The sequence below is a fragment of the Streptomyces sp. NPDC031379 genome (assembly GCF_055569615.1).
Genome location: NZ_JBVIIT010000011.1, coordinates 121999 through 145555, shown reverse-complemented (window position 1 = coordinate 145555; position 23557 = coordinate 121999). Strand labels below are relative to the sequence as shown.

Annotated in this window: 19 protein-coding genes; 10 read left to right on the top strand and 9 right to left on the bottom strand. The window is 71.8% G+C overall.

The features are described from left to right. Positions 1–6: 6 nt before the first annotated feature. The gene (locus ACZ5CW_RS18050) at positions 7–354 is read right to left on the bottom strand and encodes a winged helix-turn-helix transcriptional regulator (RefSeq protein ID WP_468602319.1); all 348 of its coding nucleotides are present in this window, start codon (positions 352–354) and stop codon (positions 7–9) included. A 161-nt stretch (positions 355–515) separates the two neighbouring features. Here ACZ5CW_RS18050 and ACZ5CW_RS18045 point away from each other — a divergent pair, with 161 nt between their 5' ends. Next, a complete protein-coding gene (locus ACZ5CW_RS18045) occupies positions 516–1439 on the top strand; it encodes an NAD(P)-dependent oxidoreductase (protein ID WP_468602317.1) in 924 nt (307 codons plus the stop codon). Here ACZ5CW_RS18045 and ACZ5CW_RS18040 read toward each other — a convergent pair. Beyond that, positions 1418–2200 (bottom strand): sulfite exporter TauE/SafE family protein, encoded by a 783-nt coding sequence (locus ACZ5CW_RS18040; protein ID WP_468602315.1) that lies wholly within the window; start codon positions 2198–2200, stop codon positions 1418–1420. The genes ACZ5CW_RS18045 and ACZ5CW_RS18040 overlap by 22 nt on opposite strands. Before the next feature lie 208 nt (positions 2201–2408). Between ACZ5CW_RS18040 and ACZ5CW_RS18035 the strand changes: the two genes are divergently transcribed. The 5 genes from ACZ5CW_RS18035 (at position 2409) to ACZ5CW_RS18015 (ending at position 8068) form a co-directional block, all read left to right on the top strand. After that, positions 2409–3623, top strand: coding sequence for an NAD(P)/FAD-dependent oxidoreductase (locus ACZ5CW_RS18035; protein WP_468602313.1), 1215 nt, complete (start codon positions 2409–2411; stop codon positions 3621–3623). Further along, positions 3624–6230: a nitrite reductase large subunit NirB gene (gene nirB / locus ACZ5CW_RS18030; RefSeq protein ID WP_468602311.1), complete on the top strand. Its 2607-nt coding sequence runs from the start codon at positions 3624–3626 to the stop codon at positions 6228–6230. Further along, entirely contained in the window at positions 6227–6577 is a 351-nt protein-coding gene (nirD, locus tag ACZ5CW_RS18025) for a nitrite reductase small subunit NirD (RefSeq protein WP_468602309.1), read from the top strand. Before nirB ends, nirD begins: the two co-directional genes overlap by 4 nt. Positions 6578–6634: 57 nt before the next feature. Further along, positions 6635–7219 carry a TetR/AcrR family transcriptional regulator gene (locus ACZ5CW_RS18020; RefSeq protein ID WP_468602307.1) on the top strand — a complete coding sequence of 195 codons (585 nt, stop codon included), beginning with the start codon at positions 6635–6637 and terminating at the stop codon, positions 7217–7219. 72 nt (positions 7220–7291) lie between these two features. Continuing rightward, positions 7292–8068 (top strand): SDR family NAD(P)-dependent oxidoreductase, encoded by a 777-nt coding sequence (locus tag ACZ5CW_RS18015; protein ID WP_468602305.1) that lies wholly within the window; start codon positions 7292–7294, stop codon positions 8066–8068. Positions 8069–8110: 42 nt separating this feature from the next. On the opposite strand, the gene ACZ5CW_RS18010 is transcribed toward ACZ5CW_RS18015, so the two are convergent. The 4 genes from ACZ5CW_RS18010 to ACZ5CW_RS17995 form a co-directional block, all read right to left on the bottom strand. Further along, positions 8111–8944 (bottom strand): carbohydrate ABC transporter permease, encoded by an 834-nt coding sequence (locus ACZ5CW_RS18010; RefSeq protein WP_468602303.1) that lies wholly within the window; start codon positions 8942–8944, stop codon positions 8111–8113. Further along, complete coding sequence (locus ACZ5CW_RS18005) at positions 8937–9839, bottom strand: carbohydrate ABC transporter permease (protein WP_468602301.1); 903 nt, start codon at positions 9837–9839, stop codon at positions 8937–8939. The genes ACZ5CW_RS18010 and ACZ5CW_RS18005 overlap by 8 nt, the downstream gene beginning before the upstream one ends. After that, positions 9836–11092 carry an ABC transporter substrate-binding protein gene (locus ACZ5CW_RS18000; protein WP_468602298.1) on the bottom strand — a complete coding sequence of 419 codons (1257 nt, stop codon included), beginning with the start codon at positions 11090–11092 and terminating at the stop codon, positions 9836–9838. The genes ACZ5CW_RS18005 and ACZ5CW_RS18000 overlap by 4 nt, the downstream gene beginning before the upstream one ends. A gap of 86 nt (positions 11093–11178) precedes the next feature. Beyond that, complete coding sequence (locus tag ACZ5CW_RS17995) at positions 11179–12105, bottom strand: oxidoreductase (protein WP_468602296.1); 927 nt, start codon at positions 12103–12105, stop codon at positions 11179–11181. A 289-nt stretch (positions 12106–12394) separates the two neighbouring features. Here ACZ5CW_RS17995 and ACZ5CW_RS17990 point away from each other — a divergent pair, with 289 nt between their 5' ends. Next, positions 12395–13117: a dienelactone hydrolase family protein gene (locus ACZ5CW_RS17990; RefSeq protein WP_468602294.1), complete on the top strand. Its 723-nt coding sequence runs from the start codon at positions 12395–12397 to the stop codon at positions 13115–13117. Between the two features lie 148 nt (positions 13118–13265). Continuing rightward, positions 13266–14099 (top strand): PIG-L family deacetylase, encoded by an 834-nt coding sequence (locus tag ACZ5CW_RS17985; protein ID WP_468602291.1) that lies wholly within the window; start codon positions 13266–13268, stop codon positions 14097–14099. 64 nt (positions 14100–14163) lie between these two features. On the opposite strand, the gene ACZ5CW_RS17980 is transcribed toward ACZ5CW_RS17985, so the two are convergent. From ACZ5CW_RS17980 to ACZ5CW_RS17970, 3 genes are all read right to left on the bottom strand, one after another. Further along, positions 14164–14802: a hypothetical protein gene (locus ACZ5CW_RS17980; protein ID WP_468602289.1), complete on the bottom strand. Its 639-nt coding sequence runs from the start codon at positions 14800–14802 to the stop codon at positions 14164–14166. Between the two features lie 866 nt (positions 14803–15668). Then, the gene (gene ppdK / locus ACZ5CW_RS17975; protein ID WP_468602287.1) at positions 15669–18389 is read right to left on the bottom strand and encodes a pyruvate, phosphate dikinase; all 2721 of its coding nucleotides are present in this window, start codon (positions 18387–18389) and stop codon (positions 15669–15671) included. Positions 18390–18829: 440 nt separating this feature from the next. Next, on the bottom strand, positions 18830–20059 hold the full coding sequence (locus ACZ5CW_RS17970) for an ROK family transcriptional regulator (RefSeq protein ID WP_468602285.1): 1230 nt from the start codon (positions 20057–20059) through the stop codon (positions 18830–18832). 121 nt (positions 20060–20180) lie between these two features. On the opposite strand from ACZ5CW_RS17970, the gene ACZ5CW_RS17965 reads away from it, so the two are divergent. Both ACZ5CW_RS17965 and ACZ5CW_RS17960 read left to right on the top strand, forming a co-directional pair. Continuing rightward, on the top strand, positions 20181–21620 hold the full coding sequence (locus tag ACZ5CW_RS17965) for an MGH1-like glycoside hydrolase domain-containing protein (protein WP_468602283.1): 1440 nt from the start codon (positions 20181–20183) through the stop codon (positions 21618–21620). Continuing rightward, positions 21617–23554: an amylo-alpha-1,6-glucosidase gene (locus ACZ5CW_RS17960; RefSeq protein WP_468602280.1), complete on the top strand. Its 1938-nt coding sequence runs from the start codon at positions 21617–21619 to the stop codon at positions 23552–23554. Before ACZ5CW_RS17965 ends, ACZ5CW_RS17960 begins: the two co-directional genes overlap by 4 nt. Positions 23555–23557 lie beyond the last annotated feature (3 nt).

Below are 23557 nucleotides of genomic sequence, written 5' to 3'. Positions count from 1 at the left end.
GGCGGCTCAGCGCCCCGCCGGCTCCGCGCCGAGGACGTGCTCCCTGCCCCAGGCGCCCAGGGGGGCCAGAGCCTCGTTCAGCCGGACGCCGGCGCCGGTCAGCGAGTACTCGACGCGCGGCGGGACCTCACCGTACTCCTCGCGGTGCACGATGCCGTCGGCCTCCAGTTCGCGCAGCTGCGCGGCCAGCACCTTCTCCGTCACGCCCGGCAGTCCGCGGCGCAACTCGCCGAAGCGGTACGGGCGTTCGTTCAGCGCCCACAGGATCAGCACCTTCCACTTGCCGCCGATCACGTCCATCGCCGCGTCGGTCCCGCAGACGTACGCACCCGGCCGCCGCCGCTCCGCCGGCATCCGCTCCCCCTTCACCGCACCCGCACCCGCACCCGCACCCGTGTCAGGGACAACCCCCGGCGGCCCGTGCACCATTCCCGCCCGGACCCTTTCCTTCGGGTAACCACCCACTTCGAAGTAGGTACTTACGCCGACCGGCTTCCCGGGCGAGCCTGGTCGCCATGGACGACACCTCGATCACCCCTGGCTCCCCCCGTTCCCGTACGCCCCTGACCCTGCTCGGCACCGGTGCGATGGGCACCGCGCTCGGGCGGGCCTGGCTCGCCGCCGGGCATCCGCTGACCGTCTGGAACCGCACGCCCGAACGCACCGCCGCGCTGACCGCCGAGGGCGCGGTGGCCGCCGGGAGCGCGGCGGAGGCGGTGGCGGCGAACCGGCTCGTCGTGGCCTGCCTGCTGGACGACGCCTCGGTGGGCGCGGCCCTGGAGGACGCCGGCCTGACCGGCCGGGACCTGGTGAACCTCACCACCGGCACGCCCGCCGAGGGACGGGCCAGGGCCGCCTGGGCGCAGGAACGCGGCGCCCGTTTCCTCGACGCCGGGATCATGGCCGTACCTCCGATGATCGGCACACCCGGCGCCACTGTGTTCTACAGCGGCCACGCCGGCCTGTTCGAGGAGCACCGGGACACCCTCGCCGTGCCGGCCGGTACCCGGTACGTCGGCGCCGACCCCGGTCTCGCCGCGCTGTACGACGTGGCGCTGCTGAGCGGGATGTACGGCATGTTCGCCGGCATCACGCACGCCTTCGCGCTGGTGCGGGGGGAGGACGTGGCGCCCGAGGAGTTCGCCGCGCTGCTCGTGCCGTGGCTGAACGGGATGGCCGAGACGGCCTACCGGGCGGCCGGGCGGCTGGCGAGCGGCGACTACACCGGCGGGGTCGTCTCCAACCTCGCCATGCAGGTCGCCGGCACCGGCACCCTGCTGCGCACCGCGCAGGAGCAGGGGGTGAGCGCGGAACTGCTCACGCCGTTCCTGGACCTCATGCGCCGCCGGCTGGCCGACGGGCACGGGACGGAGGACACCGCCGGGCTGGTCGATCTGCTGCGGGCCCGACCCGCCCGTCAGGCCGTCCACTGTTCGTAGGCCAGGTTCGCCACCAGCGCGAGGACGACCGTCAGCAGGACGGCCCGGACGAAGCCGCTGCCCTGCTTGAGCGCGGTGCGCGCGCCGAGGGTGCCGCCCGCGAGGTTGAAGACGGCGAGCAGGGCCGCGAAGCGCCACAGCACCGCGCCCTGCCAGGCGAACATGGCGAGGGCGCCCGCGTTGGTGCAGCAGTTGACGATCTTGGCGGTGGCGGAGGCCGTGACCAGGTCCAGCCGCAGGACGGCGGTCAGCGCCAGGACCAGGAACGTGCCGGTGCCGGGCCCGATCAGGCCGTCGTAGAAGCCGATGCCGAGGCCGGCCAGGCCGATCGCGGCGAGTTTCTGCCGGCGGGTGGCGGGACCCGTGGCGGGGGCCGTGCCGAAGGCGGGGCGCAGGATCACGAAGGCGGCGACCCCGAGCAGCACCACCATGATCACCGGTTTGAGGACGTCCGTGCTCATCCCGGCCGCGAAGAACGCGCCCGCAGAGGAACCGGCGAGGGCGGCGAGGCCGATGCGTACGGCCGTGGCGATGTCCACCGGCGCCTTGCGGGCGTAGGTCACCGCGGCGCCGCTGGTGCCGACGATCGCGATCGCCTTGTTGGTGCCCAGCGCCCAGGCGGCCGGGGTGGTGGACGGGAGCCCGAGGAGCAGGGCCGGCAACAGCAGCAGCCCGCCCCCGCCGACCACCGCGTCGATCCAGCCGGCCGCGAGAGCGGCCACGCAGAGCAGGGCGGTGACGGTCACGGGTATGTCGGGCATGATCGCGACCCTAGGCAGCGGCTGGGTGCGCAGTCCACGCATCTGAGCGGCTTCTGAGGCTTTGTGCCTGGTCCGGGCCTTCTCACAGCCCTCCCCGCCACCCGCACGGGACCCTCACACCCCGCGTGTCCGCCCGCTGAGGGCAGCGTTCCCCGCGGGAAACAACAGTGATGCTGCCGGGTAACGTCCGGGTCGCACGCTCGTGGACATGACCTCGAATAAGCGTGTGGTGGTGATCGGCGCCGGCCTCGCGGGCGTGCGGCTCGCCCAGCGGCTCGGCGAGCTGGGCACGCCCGCGCTGCTCGTCGGCGAGGAGGAACACCCGCCGTACAACCGGGTGCTGCTCGCCGAGGTGCTGGCCGGCCGGTACGCCCCGGAGGTGATCGGCCTGCCGGCGCCCGGGGGCCTGCTGCGCGCCCGGGTCACCGGCATCGACCGGGCCGCCCGCACCGTCGACTGCGCCGACGGCACCCGGATCGCATACGACACGCTGGTCCTGGCCACCGGCTCCAACCCCGTGCTGCCGCCGCTGCGCGGTCTGTTCACCCCCGACCACCAACTCCCCGAAGGAGTGCACGCGTTCCGCACCATGGACGACTGCCTGGGGCTGGCCAAGGCGGTCCGGCCGGGGGTGCGCGCGGTCGTCATCGGCGGCGGGCTGCTGGGGGTGTCCGCCGCCCGCGCGCTCGCCGTGCGCGGCGCGCAGGTGGTCCTCGCCCAGCAGGCCGAGCGGCTCATGGAGCGCCAGCTGGACCCGGACGCCTCCCGGCTGGTGCTGCGGCACCTGACGGACCTGGGCGTCGAGGTGCACACCGAGTGCCGGGTGCGGGACGTGCGCTGTCTCGCGGGCGCGGTGCGTTCCGTGGAACTGGCCGACGGCTACGCCCTCGACGCCGACCTCGTGGTGGTCGCCTGCGGGGTGCGCCCGCGCACCGGCCTGGCCGAGCAGGCGGGTCTCGCCGTCCACAAGGGCATCCTGGTGGACGACCGGCTGCGCACCTCGGACCCGCGCATCCACGCCGTCGGCGACTGCGTCCAGCACGACGGCACGGTCTACGGCCTGGCCGCCCCCGCCCTGGAACAGGCCGACCTGCTCGCGGAGCTGCTCGCGGGCGACGCGGACGCCCGTTACACGGGCACCCGTTCCCTGACCCGGCTGACCCTCAGCGGCCCGGGTTCCCCCTTCGACCTCGCCGCGTTCGGCGAGACCGAGGCACGCCCCGGTGACGACGTGGTGCGGATCGCCGATGCCACCCGGGGCACCTACCGCAAGGTCGTCGTCCGCGACGACCGCCTGGTCGGCGGGGTTCTCGTCGGCGAACTCGGCACCGTCGGCGCGCTCGCCCGCGCGTGGGAGGGAGCAGAGCCGCTCCCCGACGACGGCCCGCTGCTCCACCTGCTCACCAACGATGGAGGCTCCTGAATGACCGCCACCCTGGGGGCCACCCCCACGATCGTGCTCGTCGGCCACGGCATGGTCGGCCAGCGCTTCCTCGAAGCGCTCGCCGAGCGCGGCCTGACCGCCACGCACCGCGTGGTCGTGCTGTGCGAGGAGCCGCGTCCGGCCTACGACCGCGTCCAGCTGACCTCGTACTTCTCGGGCCGGACGCCCGAGGACCTCTCCATGACCGACATGGAGTTCCTCAAGGACCACGGCATCGAGCTGCACATCGGCGACCCGGCGGAGACGATCGACCGCGAGGCCCGGAAGGTGACCGCCCGCTCGGGTCTGGTCGTCGACTACGACGTCCTCGTCCTGGCCACCGGCTCCTACCCGTTCGTACCGCCGGTGCCGAACAAGGACGCCGCCGGCTGCTTCGTCTACCGCACGATCGAGGACCTGCTCGCGATCGAGGAGTACGCGAAGAGCCGCGCCACGACCGGCGCGGTGGTCGGCGGCGGTCTGCTCGGCCTCGAGGCCGCCGGAGCGCTCAAGGGACTCGGACTGAACGCCCACATCGTGGAGTTCGCTCCGCGTCTGATGCCGGTGCAGGTGGACGACGGCGGTGGCACGGCCCTGCTGCGCACCATCGAGGGCATGGGGCTGACGGTGCACACCGGTGTGGGCACCCAGGAGATCGTCACGGACGACTCGGGCGCCGTCACCGGCATGAAGCTGTCCGACGGCTCCGAACTCGCCGCCGACATGGTGGTGTTCAGCGCCGGTGTCCGCCCCCGCGACCAGCTGGCCCGCGACTGCGGCCTGGCGGTCGGCGAGCGCGGCGGCATCACGGTCGACGAGCAGTGCCGTACGGTCACCGACCCGCACGTCTTCGCCATCGGCGAGTGCGCGCTGGCGGCGGACGGCCGGGTGTACGGCCTGGTCGCCCCCGGTTACGAGCAGGCCCAGACGGCCGCCGCGACCATCGCCGCGGACGAGGCCTCCTTCACCGGCGCCGACCTGTCCACCAAGCTCAAGCTGCTCGGCGTCGACGTGGCCTCCTTCGGCGACGCGCACGGCACCACCGAGGACTGCCTGGACGTCGTCTACTCCGACTCCCGCGCGGGCCTGTACAAGAAGCTGGTCATCGGCCGCGACGGCACCCTGCTCGGCGGCATCCTGGTCGGCGACGCGGAGGCGTACGGCACGCTGCGCGCGCTGACCGGTTCGGTGCCCCCGATCTCCCCCGAGTCCCTCGTCCTGCCCGCCGGAGCGGACTCGGGGGCCCAGCTCGGCCCGTCGGCCCTGTCGGACGAGGCGATCATCTGCTCCTGCCACAACGTCAGCAAGGGCACGGTCCGCGGCGCGGTCACCGAGCACAGGTGCACCACCGTGCCCGAGGTGAAGAAGTGCACCAAGGCCGGCACCGGGTGCGGCAGCTGCGTGAAGGTGCTCGGCCAGTTGGTCACCGCCGAGCTGGAGGCCTCCGGCGTCGAGGTCGACAAGGGCCTGTGCGGCTGCTTCGGGCAGACCCGCGAGGAGCTGTACGAGATCGTCCGCGCCCTGCGCGTCACCTCGTACCAGGAGCTGCTGGACCGCCACGGCCGCGAGGGCGCCCGGGGCGGCGACGGCTGCGACGTCTGCAAGCCGGCGGTGGCCTCGATCATCGCCTCCCTCGCCCCGACGATCGGCGCGAGCGGCTACGTCCTCGACGGCGAGCAGGCCGCCTTGCAGGACACCAACGACCACTTCCTCGCCAACCTGCAGAAGAACGGCTCGTACTCGGTCGTGCCGCGCATCCCCGGCGGGGAGATCGCGCCCGAGAAGCTGATCGTGATCGGTGAGATCGCCCGGGACTTCGGCCTCTACACGAAGATCACCGGCGGCCAGCGGATCGACATGTTCGGCGCACGGGTGGAGCAGCTGCCCCTGATCTGGGCCAGGCTGGTGGACGCCGGCTTCGAGTCCGGGCACGCCTACGGCAAGTCGCTGCGCACGGTGAAGTCCTGTGTCGGGCAGACCTGGTGCCGCTACGGCGTGCAGGACTCGGTGCGCATGGCGATCGACCTGGAGCTGCGCTACCGGGGGCTGCGCTCCCCGCACAAGCTCAAGTCCGCCGTCTCCGGGTGCGCCCGCGAGTGCGCCGAGGCCCAGTCCAAGGACTTCGGCGTGATCGCCACGGCCAACGGCTGGAACCTGTACGTCGGCGGCAACGGCGGTGCGACCCCGCGCCACGCGGACCTCCTCGCCCAGGACCTGTCCGACGCCGAACTGGTCCGGCTGATCGACCGGTTCCTGATGTTCTACATCCGCACCGCCGACCGGCTGGAGCGCACCTCGGCCTGGCTCGAGCGCATCCCGGGCGGCCTGGACCACGTACGGGACGTCGTGGTGCACGACTCGCTCGGCATCTGCGAGGAGCTGGAGGCGCTGATGACGGCGCACATCGGCAGCTACCGCGACGAGTGGGCCGAGACCGTCAACGATCCCGAGAAGCTCGCCCGGTTCGTGTCCTTCGTCAACGCCCCGGACACCCCGGACCCGGTCGTCGCCTTCGTCCCCGAGCGCGACCAGATCAAGCCCGACCTGCCGCTGCTCACCATCGGCACGCGGCCCGCCGACGTCCTGGAAGGAACCGCCCAGCGATGACCCTGGCCCTCGAGACCACCGACCTGAAGGTCCAACTGAACCTGGCCGGCGACTGGTTCACGGTCTGCGACCTGAGCGCGCTGATCCCGGGCCGCGGGGTGGCCGCCCTGCTGCCGGACGGCCGTCAGGTGGCCGTCTTCCGCGACCGTTCCGACCGCCTGTACGCCATCGACAACGTCGACCCCTTCGCCGGCGCGGCCGTCCTCTCCCGTGGCCTGACCGGCACCGACCAGGGCCGCCCGTTCGTGGCGTCCCCCCTGCTGAAGCAGCGTTTCGACCTGACCAACGGGCAGTGCCTGGACGAGGAGTCGGTGACGGTGACCGCGTACCAGGTGCGGGCGGCCTGATCCACGCCCGACGAATTTCCTTGACCGATCGTTCCAGAAAAGTCTAGACTGCACCGCATGGCCAGGACCAAGGAATTCGACCCGGACGCCGCGCTGCAGTCAGCCCTGGAGCTGTTCTGGCGGCGCGGCTACGAGGCGACCTCGATGGCCGACCTGGTCGAGCACCTGGGCATCGGCAGGGCCAGTCTGTACGCCACCTTCGGCAGCAAGCACGAGCTGTACCTGAGGGCGCTGGACCGGTACGAGCAGGCGGGGATGGCCGGGATCGTGCACGAGCTGTCCCAGCCGGGCCCCGCCCTGCCGGCCGTGCGCGAGGTCGTACGGCGCTATGCGGCGGAGGCGGCCGACGAGCGGTTGCGGCTGAACGGCTGCCTGGTCACCAACACGGCCGCCGAACTCGCCCCGCACGACCCGGTCGCCGCCCGGCGCGTCGAGCGCAACTGGGACCACCTGGAGACGCTGCTCCACTCCACCCTGGTGCGCGCCCAGAGCCAGGGCGAACTGCCTACCGGCCGCGATCCGCTGGCGCTCGCCCGAACGCTGCTGGTGCTGATGCAGGGCCTGCGGGTCGTCGGCAAGGCGTCGGCGGACCCGGCCCGGGTCCGGGACGCGGCCGAGCAGGCCCTGGCCCTGCTCGACTGACCGCCACCCTCCACCGGAGGGTGCTTTTTTTGCCTCGATACTGAACCGATCGGTCTAGAAAAAGGGGAGATCATGACCGCCACCGCACGCAACCGCTTCACGGACCGGACCGCGCTCGTCACCGGTGCCGGCTCCGGCATCGGCCGGGCCGTCGCCCTCGCCCTCGCCGCCGAGGGAGCACAGGTGGTCGTCGCCGGGCGGCGGCCCGAGCCCCTGGCGGAGACCGTCCGGCTGATCGAGGAACAGGGCGGCAAGGCCCTCGCGGTGAGCGCCGACGTCTCCCGCGCGGACGACGCCGACGCCCTGGTCCGCGCCGCCGTCGAGCACTTCGGCTCACTGGACGTGGCGGTCAACAACGCGGGCGTCTTCCGGGGCGGGCGGCCCCTGGCGGACCTCCCCGAGGAGGACTGGCAGACCCAGCTGGCGACCAACGTCACCGGCGTGTTCCTGGCCCTGCAGGCCCAGGTCCGCCAGATGCGCACCCAGCCCGCGGGCGGCGCCGTCGTCACCGTCTCCTCCACGTTCGGCCTGCACGCCGCCTCCCCGGGTGCCGCCGCCTACGCCGCGACCAAGGCGGCGGTGACCGCGCTCAGCCGGGGTGCGGCGCTGGACCACATCGGGGACGGAGTCCGGATCAACGTGGTCAGCCCCGGCGCCACCGAGACGTCCATGTCCCTGCTGCCCGGCGAGACGGAGGCGGGGCGGGCCGAGCGCGCCCGGACCACGCTCCCGCTGGGCCGGATCGCCGCCACCCGAGAGGTCGCCGCGGCCGTCCTCTACCTGGCCTCGGACGACGCCGCCGCGGTCGTCGGCACGGACCTGGTGGTGGACAGCGGCGGCTCCCTGTGAGCCACGTTCCCGGCGGCCGCCCGTGAGCCGTGTTCCGCCGGCCTAGTCGATCCCCGACCGCTCCACCCCCGCCACGATCCACCGCTGGAAGCACAGGAACACCAGCAGCAACGGCAGGATCGACACGGCCGCCGCCACGAACAGCTCGTGCAGCCGGATGACCTGGGACGTCGTGAACGACGACAGCGCCACCTGCACCGTCCACGCGTTCCGGTCCTGCCCGATCACCAGCGGCCACAGGAAGGAGTTCCACGCGCCGAGGAACACGATCGTGCCGACCGCGGCGAACACCGGCCGCGCGTTCGGCACGACCACCAGCCAGTACGTGCGCCAGTACCCGAGCCCGTCGACCTGCGCGGCGTCCTCCAGCTCCCGCGGGAAACCCAGGAAGTACTGCCGGAAGACGAAACAGGCGAAGGCGGAGAACAGCGTCGGGACGATCAGGCCGCGCAGGGTGGAGATCCAGCCCAGCGACGACACCAGCACGAAGCTCGGTACGAAGGTCACGGCGGCCGGCACCAGCAGGGTGCCCAGGATGCCGTAGAAGACCTTGTTCGCGTGCCGGTAGGGGATGCGGGCGAGGCCGTAACCCGCGAGGGAGGCGAGCAGCAGCGTGCCGAGCGTCGTCGCGACCGCGATCAGCGCGGAGTTGAGCAGGGACCGGGCGAAGGGAACGGACGGATCGGCGAACAGTTCCCGGACGTTCCCCCACCTCACCTCGCCCGGGAAGAAGGTCCACTCGGGCGAGGTGATGTCCCGCTCGCTCGACAGCCCGTTGCGGACCAGCAGGTAGAACGGGATCAGGAAGAGCACGGCGAGCACGATCAGCAGCACCAGCCGCAGCGCCCGGCCGGCCCGCACCAGGGCGTCATCCATCGGCGTCCGTCCTTCCCAGCTTCAGCCACCTCGCCTGCCCCACCGTGACCAGGGCGATGACCAGCGCCAGGATCACCGCGCCCGCGCTGCCGAGCCCCAGGTCCTGCCCCTGCCCGAGGGCGGTGTAGTAGAGGTAGACCAGCGGCGGCCGGGCATAGGGCGGATAACCCCGTGCGTCGGACAGCAGGTTGTAGAACTCGTCGAAGGCCTGGAAGGCGCCCACGACGAGCAGCAGCACCACCGCGACCGAGGTGGCCCGCAACTGCGGCAGGGTGATGTGCCGCAGCACCGTCCAGCCGGGCCGGGCCCCGTCCACCGCGGCCGCCTCGTACAGCGCCGGGTCGATGCGCTGCAGCCCGGCGAGGAACAGGATCATGTAGAAACCGGCCTGGAGCCACAGCCGTACGGTGACGATGACCAGCCAGTACCAGGGCGGATCGGTGGTGGACAGCCACGCCACGGGGTCGCCGCCGAACCAGCCCAGCACGGTGTTGGCCAGCCCGAACCGCACGCCGTTGAAGATCGACATCTTCCAGATCAGGGCCGCCACGACGTAACTGCACGCGGCGGGCAGGAAGAACACCGACCGGAAGAAGGCCCGGGCGCGTCCGACGCGGTTGACCATCAGGGCGAGGCAGAGGGCGCACACATAGGTCGCGGGCACGATGCAGGCGGTGAAGACGAGGAAGGTCCACAGGCTGTCGACGAACGCGTCGTCCTTCAGCATCGCCGTGTAGTTGGCCGCCCCGACGAAGTGCGTGGGCGTGACGGTGTTGTGCGCCTCGAAGAAGCTCAGGCCCACGCTCCACAGCAGCGGAACGTAGGTGAACAGCGCGAGCCCCAGGGCGAAGGGCCCTACGAACACCCAGAACCACAGCGCCCGTCGGCGCCTCACGACGTCTTCTTCACCCGGTCGAGTTCGCCCGACACCTTCCGTACGACCGACCTCAGCTCGCTCGCCGGATCGGCCCCGCTCCTGATGATCCGGCTGAGCGCGTCCTGGTAGGCGGTCTGGCTCGCCGGGGTCCACAGCAGCGGCTGGGAGGTGTGGCCGTACTCGGTGGTGAAACGGACCGCGTCCGCGGCCGCGCCCGACCTGAGCTTGGCGGCCTTCTCGGCGAGGGAGATCCGGGCGGGGATGTGGAAGCCGTAGGAGAGGGCGAAGTCCTGCTGGTGGTCGGTCCGTTCGACCCACAGCCACTTCACGAACTCCTTGGCCGCCCGCCGCTCCTTGCTCCGGGCGCTGACGACGGCGCCGTACGCGCCGACGGGCACCGCGGGACGGCCATGGCCGCCGTCCCGGGGGAAGGGCAGCACCCCGAAGTCGTCGCCGAGTTCCTTCTGCACCTGCGGCAGCGCCCACAGCCCGGACCACTGCATCGCGGTCAGCCCCTGCAGGAAGGCGGACGGGTCGGACCAGTCGGTGGGGGCGCCGAGCAGGAGGGACTTGTCGGCGTACAGCTGGTGCAGCTTGCCCAGGGTGCGGGCGGCCGCGGGGTCGTCGAAGCCGACCTTGCCGTCGGCGGTGACGAGTTCCAGTCCCGCCGCGTACAGGGGCGTGCCGCCGAGCACACCGGCTCCCCCGTCGTTGCCGAGGAAGAGCCCCTTGACCTTGCCGCCGGTGAGCTTCGCGGCCGCGTCGACGAGGGCGTCGAGGGTGGTGGGCGGCTCCACCGCGGCGTCCCGCAGCAGGCTCTTGCGGTAGTAGAGGAGCTGCATGTCGATGACCTGGGGGACGCCCCAGATCTTCCCGTCGTACGTCTTCGGGGTGAGCACGGCCGGGTTGAAGTCGTCCTCGACGCCGTCCAGCAGGTCGGTGAGGTCGACGACCTGACCGCCCTGGATCTGGTCGAGCGTGGGCCCGCCCTCGAAGACGTCCGGCCCGGAGCCGGTGAGCAGGGCGGCGGCGGTCTGCTGGTCGTAGTTGCCCGGCCGCCACTGGACCTCGACCCGCGCCTTGCCGTAGGCGGCGGCGTACCGCTCGACCGCCTGCTCGGTGCCGGCCTCGCCGTACTGGTGGTACCACTGCGACAGCACCGGCCCCGAGCCCCCGCCGCCGTCGCCGTCCCGTCCGGTGTTCGACCCGCAGGCGGTGAGGAGTCCGGCTCCGGCGCCCGCGACCAGCAGTGCCCTGCGGCTGATCGTCATCGTGTGCCCCCTGACGTTCGTCATCGATGCACGGCCCAACGATCAACCATGCGCGACGATTACGACCGGGGTGTTGCGGCGGTGTGTCACCCCTCCAGGGCTTCGTAGGACACGCCGGTCAGCCGCACCGATTCCTCCCAGAGCCTGCGGGAGACGGCGTCGTCGACGGCCCACCGTGCCCGCCGGGACGGCACCGGCGCGCCCCGCCACATCGCGAACGACGGCCCGAAGAAGGAGTCGGGCCGCACGCCGGGCGCGGTCGCCGCGTACAGCGTGGGCAGGGCCCCGGCCTCGGCCGGCTGGGCGAAGACCCGGTTGGCGGCCGCCATCATCCGCTCGGCCGTCCGGCGGCCCTCGGCACGCGGCCCGGCCGTCTGGAGGTTGGTGGCGGCGTACCCGGGGTGCGCCGCTGCCGCGACGGTGTCGGCGCCCCGGGCCGCCAGCCTGCGCGCCAGCTCGTGCGTGAAGAGCAGGTTGGCGGTCTTGGACCGCCCGTAGGCGATCCACCGCCTGTACCGCCGCTCGCCGCCCAGATCCCGGATGTCGATGCCGGCCAGGGCGTGCAGCATGCTGGAGACGGTCACGATCCGGGCACCCGGGGCGGCCAGCAGCCTCGGCAGCAGCAGCCCGGTGAGCGCGAAGTGCCCGAGGTGGTTGACCCCGAACTGCGTCTCGAACCCGTCGGCGGTGGTCCCGTACGGTACGGCCATCAGGCCGGCGTTGTTGACGAGCAGATCGAGCCGGTCGTACGGCAGCCGGTCCGCGAACTCCCGCACCGACGCGAGGTCCCCGAGATCGAGCCGCCCCAGCTCCACCCGCCCGTGCGGCACCTCCCCCGTCGCCCGCGCGACGGCCTCCCGCCCCCGGGCCTCGCTCCGGCACCCGAACACCACCCGCGCCCCCTTGCGGGCCAGCTCCCGCGCGGTGACATAGCCGAGCCCGCTGTTGGCCCCGGTGACGACGGCGACGCGGCCGGTCAGGTCGGGGATGTCGGTCGTGGTCCAGCCGGACATGAGCGGACTCCCTCCGCACGGAGTGATCCCGCCAGCCTAGGCGGGCCCGGGGCGCCCCGCCGTCCGCGCGCGGCCGGAACCGCCGGAAGACGCCGAAGGGGCGGCACTCCCGCAAGAACTCGTTTGGCGGACCACGGCGACCGCTGCTACCTTCCCGGAGGCCGTGCGAGAGAACGAGGAGGTGGTACCCGTGAACGCAGTATCGACATGGGTGCTCCCCTCCGGGGTCACGGTCGGGCGATAGGTCGTCCGGGAGCGCCGCTCAAGAGCACTCCCGAAGGGCACGACCATGCGATTCACTTCCGAACAACGCCTCGACGACGGCGTCCTCGAACGCGAGTTCACCCTCGGCGAGATCCCCGGCACCCTGTGGACACCTGGATCCGCCGCACCGTCCCCGCTGATCCTGATCGGCCACAACGGCGGCTTGCACAGGCGGGAATCCCGGCTGGTGGCCCGCGCCCGGCAATCCGCGGCGTACGGCTACGCGGTGGCCGCCATCGACGCCCCCGGGCACGGGGACCGGCCCCGTTCCGCCGTCGATGAGCAGGCCCGCGCCGACCTCCGCCGGGCGATGCGGGCCGGCGAGCCGGTCGACGACATCTTCGAGTCCTTCATCGGCCCGCTGGTCGAAAAGACGGTCCCGGAATGGCGGACCACCCTGGACGCACTCCTTTCGCTGCCCGAGATCGGCGGCCCGGTGGGGTACTCGGGATGGACCGCCGTCGGCATCCGGCTGGCGGTGGTCGAGCCGCGCATCGTGGCCGCCGGTTTCTTCGCCGGGGGTTTCGTGCCCCGCGCCCAGCGCGAGGAGGCCCGGCAGGTCACCGTCCCACTGCTGTTCCTGCTGCAGTGGGACGACGAAGGGAACCCCCGGCAGCGGGCCCTGGACCTGTTCGACGCCTTCGGCACCCAGGAGAAGACGCTGCACGCCAATATGGGCGGGCACGCCGGCACCCCGTGGTTCGAGGTGGACGACGGGGACCGGTTCTTCGGCCGGCACCTGAAGTGATGCCGGGCCGACTCCCCGAGGCCAGAGCACTGGCGTGATCCCGTGCCCGGCGGGAACAGCCGATCCGACAGGCACTGTTGCACCAGCCGAGGGAAATGCGCCTGCGGCGGAATCGGACCGAGGCGTTTTCACACAGGAGGACTGTTTCATGAATGACCGGCCCTTGACGCTCATGGCGGTGCACGCCCACCCCGATGACGAGGCCACCGGAACGGGAGGTGTCCTCGCACGGTATGCGGCGGAGGGCATCCGCACGGTCCTCGTGACGTGCACCGACGGCGGTTGCGGTGACGGACCGGGGGGTGTCAAGCCGGGCGATCCCGGGCACGATCCGGCAGCCGTCGCCTTGATGCGGCGTCAGGAACTCGAGTCGAGCTGCGAGATCTTGCAGGTCGGTCATCTGGAGATGCTGGGCTACGCCGACTCCGGGATGATGGGCTGGCCGACCAACGACGCCCCCGGATCCTTCTGGCGGACACCCGTGGAGGAGGGCGCTGCCCGACTCGCGGAACTCATGCGCCGTTACCAGCCCGATGTGGTCGTCACCTACGACGAGAACGGCTTCTACGGCCACCCCGACCACATCCAGGCGAACCGCATCACGATGGCGGCACTGGCGATGACCGTGCCGACACCGAAGGTGTACTGGACGACGGCGCCGCGCTCGATGATGCAGCGGTTCGGGCAGGCCATGCGCGAGTTCGGTGCGGACTGGCAGGAGCCGGATCCCGCCGAGGCCGCCGCGATGGCCGAGATCGGACTCCCCGACGAGGAGGTCACCACCTGGGTGGACACCACCGCGTTCGGCGGTCAGAAGTTCGATGCGCTGGCCGCGCACGCCAGCCAGGGCGAGAACATCTTCTTCCTCAAAATGGGCCAGGACAGGTTCACCGAATTGATGGGCGTCGAGACCTTCGTACGCGTCCGGGACACCACCGGCGCGGCCGTGCCCGAGAACGACCTCTTCGCCGGACTGCGCTGATCCGCCCGCCTTCCCGCCGTGAGGGCCCGCCGGCATGCTGACGGGCCCTCACGCGGGGTCGGGGTCAGCTCTTGTAGATGAGGACCCGGAACTTCCACGACGAGTCGCCCGGGTACTGGGACGACGAGTTGTCGCTGACATCCGGATCGTTCACCCCGAACAGCAGCCGCACGGGGCGACTGTCCGTCCAGGTCATGCAGCCACCGAACGCTGTGGCCTGAGCCGGCGGCCCGACCCAGCCGCCCGGGTTGTTGTTGAACCTGAGTACGGCGGAGAACTGGAACAGGTCCGGATAGGGCCACCCGGTGGGCGGTGCGGCCAGGAGGTTGCCGTTCGGGTACGCCCAGTTGTTCCAGTAGTCGATGGTGATCGTGCTCCTGAGGTCAGGGACGATCCGCACGACGTTGCCCAGGGCGAGGACGTTTCCCGGGTTGGGCCCGGAGGGGAAGCTCCCGGCCTCCTTCCCCCATACCCTGACCACCTCATCACGGTCTCCGGGGTTGGTCGCGGGCGCTCCTCTGCTGCATCGGTCCATGGCGTTCGTGGCGGACACGGAGGCCTTGTAGATCTGCACCCGGAACTTCCACATGCCGCCGTTGTCATCGAGTTTCGGGTCGTTGACCCCGAAGAGCAGGCGTACCGGAAGGCTGCGATCCCATCGGGTGCACTGCTGGAACGCGGTGGCCTGGACAGGGGAGTCCACCCAGCCCCCCGGATTATTGTTGAACCGCAATACCGCTGAGTACTGAGACAGCCCGGGGTACGGCCATGAGTTGTCCGCCACCCTTCCGCTGCCGTTGGGCCCGTAATTCTCCCCCAAGCGAGAGACGCTCACCCGACTCCCGAATTCTGGGATGATCACGAAGACGTCTCCCGGTTCCAGCACGTTCGACGGGTTGGCGCCCGCAGGTTCACTGCCCCCGCCGTTTCCCTGGACAGCGACTTCTGGAATGTCGCGGTTCGGCACCTGCTGCTCCGTGCAGCGGGTCATCGCCGGGGCCGGTGGCCCGGCTGCTGCGCGCGGCGCCGGAACCATGACGAGAGCGGCGAGCAGGGCGAGGAACAGGAATGCCGACCAGGGTCGGGAGACCGGTGAGCTGATGCGAACAGGCTCTAGTGTCACTGAGAGCCCCCGTGAGCGGTGCGTGCGAGCAGGCGTCGGGACCGTGCCATGGGCAACCTCCAGGGTGAGGCGTGGGCGGGCGACGACCCGCCGGCCTGCGCATCAGGTTGGCGCCCTGCGCGAGCACGGTACATACGAACAAATCCGTAGCGCGGCGCACTTCCGAGGAAGAGCAATGCCTCAACGTGCCGGTTGGCAAGGGAGAACAACTCGTCTTCGCCGAGGATCCTGTATGGGCAGACCTCGACAGCCTCGGGCATCAGGACACCGGGTTCGACCACGACGAGATCGGCGCACCCAGGATCGCCGCGCTGGGAGGAGAACGCCCGAAGGGGCGGCACCCCCGCACAGGGTGCCGCCCCTTCTCTTTCGTGCGCCGGAGCCGCCGCCGATCGGTGAGGGTCGGGGACCAGCGGCGGCTCCGGGGTTCAACCGGCCGCGAGGGCCTAGCGGTGGTCGCTGCCCGCCGACTGGGTGGCGGCGCGTCCCGCTTCGAGGCGGGCGACCGGGATGCGGAACGGGGAGCAGGAGACGTAGTCCAGGCCGACCTCGTGGAAGAAGTGGACCGACTCCGGGTCACCGCCGTGCTCGCCGCAGACGCCCAGCTTGAGGTCGGGGCGGGTGCGCCGGCCCGCTTCGGCGGCCAGCTTCACCAGGGAGCCGACGCCGTCCCGGTCGATCGTCTCGAAGGGGCTGACGCCGAAGATGCCCTTCTCCAGGTACGCGGTGAAGAACGAGGCCTCCACGTCGTCGCGGCTGAAGCCCCACACCGTCTGGGTCAGGTCGTTCGTGCCGAAGCTGAAGAACTCCGCGGCCTCCGCGATCTGCCCCGCCGTGAGCGCGGCGCGCGGCAGCTCGATCATCGTGCCGATCGCCAGCTTCAGCTCGGTGCCGGTGGCCTCCTGGACCTCGGCGATGACCTGGTCCGCCTCCTCGCGGACGATCTCCAGCTCCTGGACCGTGCCGACGAGCGGGATCATGATCTCGGCGCGCGGGTCGCCCTTGGCGGACTTGCGCTCGGCCGCCGCCTCGGCGATCGCCCGTACCTGCATCGTGAACAGGCCGGGGATGACCAGGCCCAGGCGTACGCCGCGCAGGCCGAGCATCGGGTTCTGCTCGTGCAGGCGGTGGACCGCCTGGAGCAGGCGCAGGTCGTTCTCGTGCGGCTCCTGGCGGGACTCGGCCAGGGCCACGCGCACGGAGAGTTCCGTGATGTCGGGGAGGAACTCGTGCAGCGGCGGGTCGAGCAGGCGGATGGTGACCGGCAGGCCGTCCATCGCCTCGAACAGCTCGACGAAGTCCTTCTTCTGCAGCGGCAGCAGGGCCTTGAGGGACGCCTCGCGCTCCTCCTCCGTGTCCGCCAGGATCAGGCGCTCGACCAGCTCGCGGCGGTCACCGAGGAACATGTGCTCCGTGCGGCACAGGCCGATGCCCTGGGCGCCGAAGCGGCGGGCGCGCAGCGCGTCCTCGGCGTTGTCGGCGTTGGCGCGCACCCGCAGGCGGCGCTTGCGGTCGGCGAAGGCCATCATGCGGTGCACGGCCTCGACCAGCTCGTCGGCGTCGTCGGCGCCCGGGTGCATCCGGCCCTCGAAGTACTCCACGACCGGGGACGGGACGACCGGGACCTCACCGAGGTACACCTTGCCGCTGGAACCGTCGATGGAGATGAGGTCGCCCTCCTCCACCACGTGGCCGCCGGGGACCGTCATCCGCCGGCGCTTGGTGTCGACCTCCAGCTCCTCGGCGCCGCAGACACAGGTCTTGCCCATGCCGCGGGCGACGACGGCGGCGTGCGAGGTCTTGCCGCCGCGCGAGGTCAGGATGCCCTCGGCGGCGATCATGCCGTCCAGGTCGTCGGGGTTGGTCTCCCGGCGGACCAGGATGACCTTCTCGCCCGAGCGGGACCACTTCACGGCGGTGTACGAGTCGAAGACCGCCTTGCCGACCGCCGCGCCCGGCGAGGCCGCGATGCCCCGGCCGACCTGCTCGGTCTTCGCGTGCTCGTCGAACCGCGGGAACATCAGCTGGGCGAGCTGGGCGCCGCTGACGCGCTGGAGCGCCTCGGTCTCGTCGATCAGGCCCTGGTCCACCAGCTGGGTCGCGATCCGGAAGGCCGCGCCGGCGGTGCGCTTGCCGACCCGGGTCTGCAGCATCCAGAGCTGGCCGCGCTCGATGGTGAACTCGATGTCGCAGAGATCCTTGTAGTGGTTCTCGAGGGTCTCCATGATCTGCATGAGCTGGTCGTACGACTTCTTGTCGATCTGCTCCAGATCGGCGAGCGGGACGGTGTTGCGGATGCCCGCGACCACGTCCTCGCCCTGCGCGTTCTGCAGGTAGTCGCCGTAGACGCCCTGGTGGCCGGAGGCGGGGTCACGGGTGAAGGCGACGCCGGTGCCGGAGTCGGGGCCGAGGTTGCCGAAGACCATGGAACAGACGTTGACGGCCGTGCCCAGGTCGTGCGGGATGCGCTCCTGGCGGCGGTACAGCTTCGCGCGGTCGCCGTTCCACGAGTCGAAGACCGCCTTGATGGCGAGGTCCATCTGCTCGCGCGGGTCCTGCGGGAAGTCCCGGCCGGCCTCCTTCTTGACGATCTTCTTGAAGGTGGTGACCAGCTTCTTCAGGTCGGCGGCCTCCAGGTCGGTGTCGACCGTGACCTTCTTGGCCTCCTTGGCCTTGTCGATGGCCTCCTCGAAGAGGTCGCCGTCGACGCCGAGGACGGTCTTGCCGAACATCTGGATGAGGCGGCGGTAGGAGTCCCAGGCGAACCGCTCGTCGCCGGCCTGCTTGGCCAGGCCCTGCACCGAGTTGTCGGAGAGGCCGATGTTCAGGACGGTGTCCATCATGCCCGGCATGGAGAACTTGGCACCGGAGCGGACCGAGACGAGGAGGGGGTTGTCGGCCTGGCCGAGCTTCTTGCCCATCTTCTGCTCGAGGGCGTCGAGGTGCGCACTCACCTCGTCACGCAGTGCCGCGGGCTCCTCACCGCTCTCCAGGTAGACCTTGCAGGCCTCGGTGGTGATGGTGAAGCCGGGAGGGACCGGAAGACCGAGGTTGGTCATCTCGGCGAGGTTGGCACCCTTGCCGCCGAGGAGGTCTTTGAGGTCCTTGTTGCCCTCGGTGAAGTCGTAAACGAACTTCGCTACGTGGGGTTCTTTGTTTTCCGACACGGGTCTCGACTCCTTGAGGCCGCGGTGGCTGCCCTGACGGCGAGGAACATACCCAGATCGAAGGTCCATGGGTACGTCTACTTGCGCGTCATACGCCTGTAACCACCCGTCCGCCAGCGGATCGAAAGTCAAAGCTTGGCAAGCCAAGCCGGGCTGATGTTTTCACTTCTTGAACACACAGGGCCCTGGAGGCGCCTTTTTCCGCTCACATGAGCGCACCTCGGCACGGCTGAGTTCGATCGATGAACGATCAAGGGGTGGCACCGAGTGCCACCCCTTGGAGAAGTGCAGCCGCGCTTGATCCGCTCATCTGAGCGCAACCCTTATCAAGGGTGGCGAGAATCACGCTGCCACAGCGGGCCGGATTTCACCATGCGGACGCGATCCGAGACGGAAACAGACGGCAAACACGCCTGTCACAGGGGGTGCGGCAGCGGCCGTCACACACCCATCGCCACGAGCCGCTCCTCCACCCGCGCCGGCGCGTACAGGTGGTCCACGACCAGCGCCCCCGCTCCGATGAGCGCGGCCCGCTCCCCCAGCCGGGACGTGACCACGTCCAGGTGGGCCGTGGAGCGGGGCAGCGCCCGCTGGTAGAGCAGTTCGCGCACGCCCGTGAGGAAGGGCGTGCCGGCGAGGTCGCCCGCGATCATCAGCACGCCGGGGTTGAGCAGGGTCACGACCGTCGCCAGCACGTCACCGACCCGGCGCCCGGCCTCCCGGGCGAGCGCGGCGGCCTCCGGGTGCCCGGCGGCCAGCAGGTCCCGGACGTCCGAGCCGGACGCGGCCGGCACCCCGGACTCGGCCAGCCGCCGGGCCACGGCACCTCCGCTCGCGACGGCGGCGAGGCAGCCGTACGAGCCGCACCGGCACAGCGCGTCCGCGCCGACCCGGATGTGTCCGAGGTCGCCCGCGCCGCCGTCGACGCCCCGGTAGATCGAGCCGTCGACCACGACCCCGGCGCCGATGCCGGTCGACACCTTGACCAGGACGAAGGCCGAGCAGTCCGGGTGTCCGGTGCGCTGTTCGCCGTAGGCCATGAGGTTGGCGTCGTTGTCCACGAGGACCGGCACTGCCGGGGCGCCGGTGTGCTCGGTGAAGGCGCGGGAGAGGCGGCCCGTTATGTCGTAGCCGTCCCAGCCCGGCATGATCGGGGGCTGCACCACCCGGCCGGTCTCGCTGTCCACCGGACCGGGCACCGCGATCCCCATCCCGCAGACCTCCGCCGCGAGATGCCCGGACTTCTCCAGCAACTCGGCGAACCAGTGCGCGAGTTCGCCGAGCACCGCCTCCGGCCCGTCCTCGACCACCAGCGTGCCGGAGTGCTCGGCCAGGATCTCCCCGGTCAGGGTGAGGACGGCCGCGCGCGCGTGCCGGGTGTCGAGGTCGGCGGCGAGGAGCACGGCGTGGGAGTCGTCGAACTCCAGTGTGATGGCGGGGCGTCCGCCGAGCGGCGAGTCGACCGGGCCGCCGACGCCCTCGCGCAGCCAGCCGGCCCGGAACAGCCGGTCCAGGCGCTGGCCGACGGTGGCCCGGGAGAGTCCGGTCGCCTGCTGGAGCGCACCCCGCGTCACGGCCCGCCCGCTGCGCACCAGTTGGAGCAGGTCCCCGGCGCCGGCCTGACTGCCGCCCTTCGACGTCTTCCCGGTTCTGCCCGGACGTCCGGTCATGCGCACCCCCTTGTGTTTCTCAAGCTTGCCTTACATATTGGGTTTTGCGTGTTAAATAGACGTAACCCTACGGTAGCCACGACCAAACCCGGCCGGCCGGACGTCTTTCGGGGAGCCCCGAGTGGATCGCACTGCCCAGCTCACTGTCCGTCCCTCGCAGTACGAGATCGCATACGATCCGCCGCCCTCCGGCACGTCCCTGCATGTCAGGGCGGCCCGGGTGCTCGACGCGAACTGGACGGGCGGCTCTACGGTCCCGTCCCGGAGCCTGTATCCCCACCAGTGGTCCTGGGACTCGGCGTTCATCGCGATCGGCCTGCGGCACGTCTCCCCGGCACGCGCCCAGAGCGAGCTGGAGACCCTGCTGACGGCCCAGTGGGCCGACGGACGGGTCCCGCACATCGTCTTCAACCCCTCCGTACCGCTCGACGCCTACTTCCCCAGCCCCGACTTCTGGCGCTCCTCCACCGCCGGCCACCGCGCGGGCGCCCCGCGCACCGTACAGACGTCCGGCATCGTGCAGCCACCGGTGCACGCGCTGGCGGCCTGGCTGGTACACCGCGCCGACCCCGTCCTGTCCCGGGCCCGCGGCTTCCTGCCCCGGGTGTACCCGCGGCTGGCCGCCTGGCACCGCTATCTGCTGCACCGGCGCGACCTGGGCGGCGGCGGGCTGGTGTCCGTGGTCCACCCCTGGGAGCAGGGCATGGACAACAGCCCCTGCTGGGACGCCCCGCTCTCCCGTGTCACCCCGGCCCCGGCCCGCTCCTTCCGCCGCGCCGACCTCGCACACGGCGCGCCCGAGGACCGGCCGACGGATCTGGACTACGGGCGGTACGTACGGCTGGCCGCCGACTACCGGGACCGCGGATATGCCGACGGCGGCGGGGAGTTCGCCGTGGAGGACGCGGCGTTCAACGCCCTCCTCATCGCCTCCGAGCACGCGCTGGCGCGGATCGCCGAGGAACTGGGCGCGGCCGGCACCGCCCGGCACGCGCGCGCCGAGCGGCTGACGGCGGCGCTGGTGGAGCGGCTGTGGGACCCGGCGGCCGGGATGTTCCTGTGCCGCGACCTGCGGGGCGCGGGGCTGATCGGCGAGCGCGGTGTCTCCGGGCTGGTGCCGCTGCTGCTGCCGGGCCTGCCCCGGGACATCGCCGCCACGCTCGTCGGCACCCTCCAGGGGCCCCACTTCTCGCTCGGCGAGCGCACCCGGCTCGTCCCGAGCTACGACCTGCTCGGCGAGGCCTTCGACCCCCACCGGTACTGGCGCGGCCCGGCCTGGTTCAACACGAGCTGGCTGCTGGAGCGCGGGCTGCGCACGCACGGCGAGCGGGACCTGGCCGACGCCCTGCGCGAGGCGGTGCTGCACCTCGCCGACACCACCGGCTTCGCCGAGTACGTCGACCCGTACACCGGCGAGGCCTGCGGCGCGACCGGCTTCAGCTGGACGGCCGCACTCGCGCTGGACCTGCACAAAGAGCTTCTCAAGCACCGCGGACAGGGCGTGTCCCCGACGGGCACCGGCACGTTCGACAGGAGTGACAAGGGAGGGGACCGGCGATGACGGACCGGCATCATCTGCTCGTGCACGGGGCGACGTTCGCCGCCGTGGGCGACCGGGGCGACATCAGCGGGGTGCGAGGCGGCAGCTCCCCGGACGGGTTGTTCGTACGGGACGCCCGGCACCTCAGCCGCTGGCAGCTCACCGTCGACGGCGCGGTGCCCGAGGTGCTCAGCCCGGTCGCGGACGGGGACGCGGCCCGCTGCGTCCTGGTGCCCCGCGGCGGCCGGCAGGAGCCGCCCGCGCACACGCTCTTCCGTGAGCAGGCCGTCGGGGACAGCTCGTTCGTCGAGTCGCTCCGGGTGACCAGCAACCGCCCGGTGCCGACGACGATCCGGCTCGCCCTCACCGTCGACGCCGACTTCACCGACCAGTTCGAACTCCGCTCCGACCACCGCACCTACGTCAAGGCCGGCGCCCAGCGCACCCGTGAAGTCCTGCCCGACGGCATCGAGTTCACCTACCGGCGCGCCGAATGGCGGTCCTGTACGGCCATCACGGCCGACCCGGCCCCCGACGCCGTGGAGGAGACGGGCACGGGCGCCCGGCGCCTGGTGTGGACCCTCGACCTGGCACCGCACGGCACGACCCGGCTGGTGGTGCGCGTGATCGCCCGCCCGCACGGCGAGAGGCGGGCCCTGCGCGTGCCGCGCGACCCGGCCGCCGTGCACGAGCAACTGGCGGCACAGGAGAGCGAGTTCATGGAGGGCGTGGCCTTCCCGACCGGCTGGCCGGAGCTGGCGGCGGCCTGTGCGCGGGGCCTCGCCGACCTGGCCGTGCTCCAGGTGCCGGCCACCGGACCGGACGGTGAGGAGCTGCGGGTACCGGCGGCGGGCGCCCCGTGGTTCCTCACGCTCCTCGGCCGGGACGCCCTGCTCACCTCCCTGTTCGCGCTGCCGTACCGCCCGCGGCTGGCCGCCGCCACGCTCCCCGCCCTCGCCGCGACCCAGGCGACCGGCACCGGCGTGTCCCCGGTCGTCCAGCCCGGCAAGATCGTGCACGAGGTGCGGTACGGCGAGCTGGCGCACTTCGGGCAGGTGCCGTTCGGGCGCTACTACGGCTCGGTCGACGCCACCCCGCTGTTCCTGATCCTGCTCGGGACCTACGTCGAGCGGACCTCGGACACGGCCCTGGCCCGCCGCCTGGAGCCGCACGCCCGGGCCGCCATCGGCTGGATGCTGGACCACGGCGGCCTCACCACGCGCGGCTACCTCGTCTACCGCGCCGACGAGGGCGGCCTCGCCAACCAGAACTGGAAGGACTCCCCCGGCGCGATCTGCTGCGCCGACGGCTCCCGGCCCACCGGGGCGGTGATGGCGGCGGGCGCCCAGGGCTACGCGTACGACGCGCTGCGCCGCACGGCGTGGCTGGCGCGCACGGTGTGGGCCGACGAGACCTACGCGGCCCTGCTGGAGCAGGCGGCCGCCGACCTCCGGGACCGTTTCCAGCGGGAGTTCTGGATGCGGGAGCACTCCTTCCCGGCGCTCGCCCTGGACGGAGAGGGCCGCCAGATCGACGCGCTCGCGTCCGACGCCGGGCATCTGCTGTGGTCGGGGCTGCTGGACAAGGAGTACGGCGAGGTGGTGGGGCGGCGGCTCCTCGAGCCGGACTTCTTCTCGGGCTGGGGCGTCCGCACGCTCGCCTCCGGGCAGCCCGCGTACCACCCGCTCTCCTACCACCGCGGCTCGGTCTGGCCGCACGACAACGCGCTGATCACCCTGGGCCTGGCCCGCTACGGCCTGCACGACGAGGCCCGTTCGGTCGCCCACGCGCTGGTCGACGCGGCGGCGGCGACCGGGCACCGGCTGCCGGAGGTGCTGGCGGGATACGACCGCGACACCCGTCCGGAGCCGGTACCGTACCCGCACGCGTGCGTGCGCGAGTCCCGCGCCGCCGCCGCGCCGCTGGCGCTGCTGACGGCGGTGGGGGGCGTGTAACCG

Coding starts and splice junctions, on each gene's coding strand:
- ACZ5CW_RS18035 (WP_468602313.1), top strand. CDS start 2,409: ATGACCTCGAATAAGCGTGTGGTGGTGATCGGCGCCGGCCTCGCGGGC.
- nirB (WP_468602311.1), top strand. CDS start 3,624: ATGACCGCCACCCTGGGGGCCACCCCCACGATCGTGCTCGTCGGCCAC.
- ACZ5CW_RS17970 (WP_468602285.1), bottom strand. CDS start 20,059: ATGACCGGACGTCCGGGCAGAACCGGGAAGACGTCGAAGGGCGGCAGT.
- ACZ5CW_RS17990 (WP_468602294.1), top strand. CDS start 12,395: ATGCGATTCACTTCCGAACAACGCCTCGACGACGGCGTCCTCGAACGC.
- ACZ5CW_RS18040 (WP_468602315.1), bottom strand. CDS start 2,200: ATGCCCGACATACCCGTGACCGTCACCGCCCTGCTCTGCGTGGCCGCT.
- ACZ5CW_RS18045 (WP_468602317.1), top strand. CDS start 516: ATGGACGACACCTCGATCACCCCTGGCTCCCCCCGTTCCCGTACGCCC.
- ACZ5CW_RS18020 (WP_468602307.1), top strand. CDS start 6,635: ATGGCCAGGACCAAGGAATTCGACCCGGACGCCGCGCTGCAGTCAGCC.
- nirD (WP_468602309.1), top strand. CDS start 6,227: ATGACCCTGGCCCTCGAGACCACCGACCTGAAGGTCCAACTGAACCTG.
- ACZ5CW_RS18000 (WP_468602298.1), bottom strand. CDS start 11,092: ATGACGATCAGCCGCAGGGCACTGCTGGTCGCGGGCGCCGGAGCCGGA.
- ACZ5CW_RS18050 (WP_468602319.1), bottom strand. CDS start 354: ATGCCGGCGGAGCGGCGGCGGCCGGGTGCGTACGTCTGCGGGACCGAC.
- ACZ5CW_RS18015 (WP_468602305.1), top strand. CDS start 7,292: ATGACCGCCACCGCACGCAACCGCTTCACGGACCGGACCGCGCTCGTC.
- ACZ5CW_RS18010 (WP_468602303.1), bottom strand. CDS start 8,944: ATGGATGACGCCCTGGTGCGGGCCGGCCGGGCGCTGCGGCTGGTGCTG.
- ACZ5CW_RS17985 (WP_468602291.1), top strand. CDS start 13,266: ATGAATGACCGGCCCTTGACGCTCATGGCGGTGCACGCCCACCCCGAT.
- ACZ5CW_RS17995 (WP_468602296.1), bottom strand. CDS start 12,105: ATGTCCGGCTGGACCACGACCGACATCCCCGACCTGACCGGCCGCGTC.
- ACZ5CW_RS17960 (WP_468602280.1), top strand. CDS start 21,617: ATGACGGACCGGCATCATCTGCTCGTGCACGGGGCGACGTTCGCCGCC.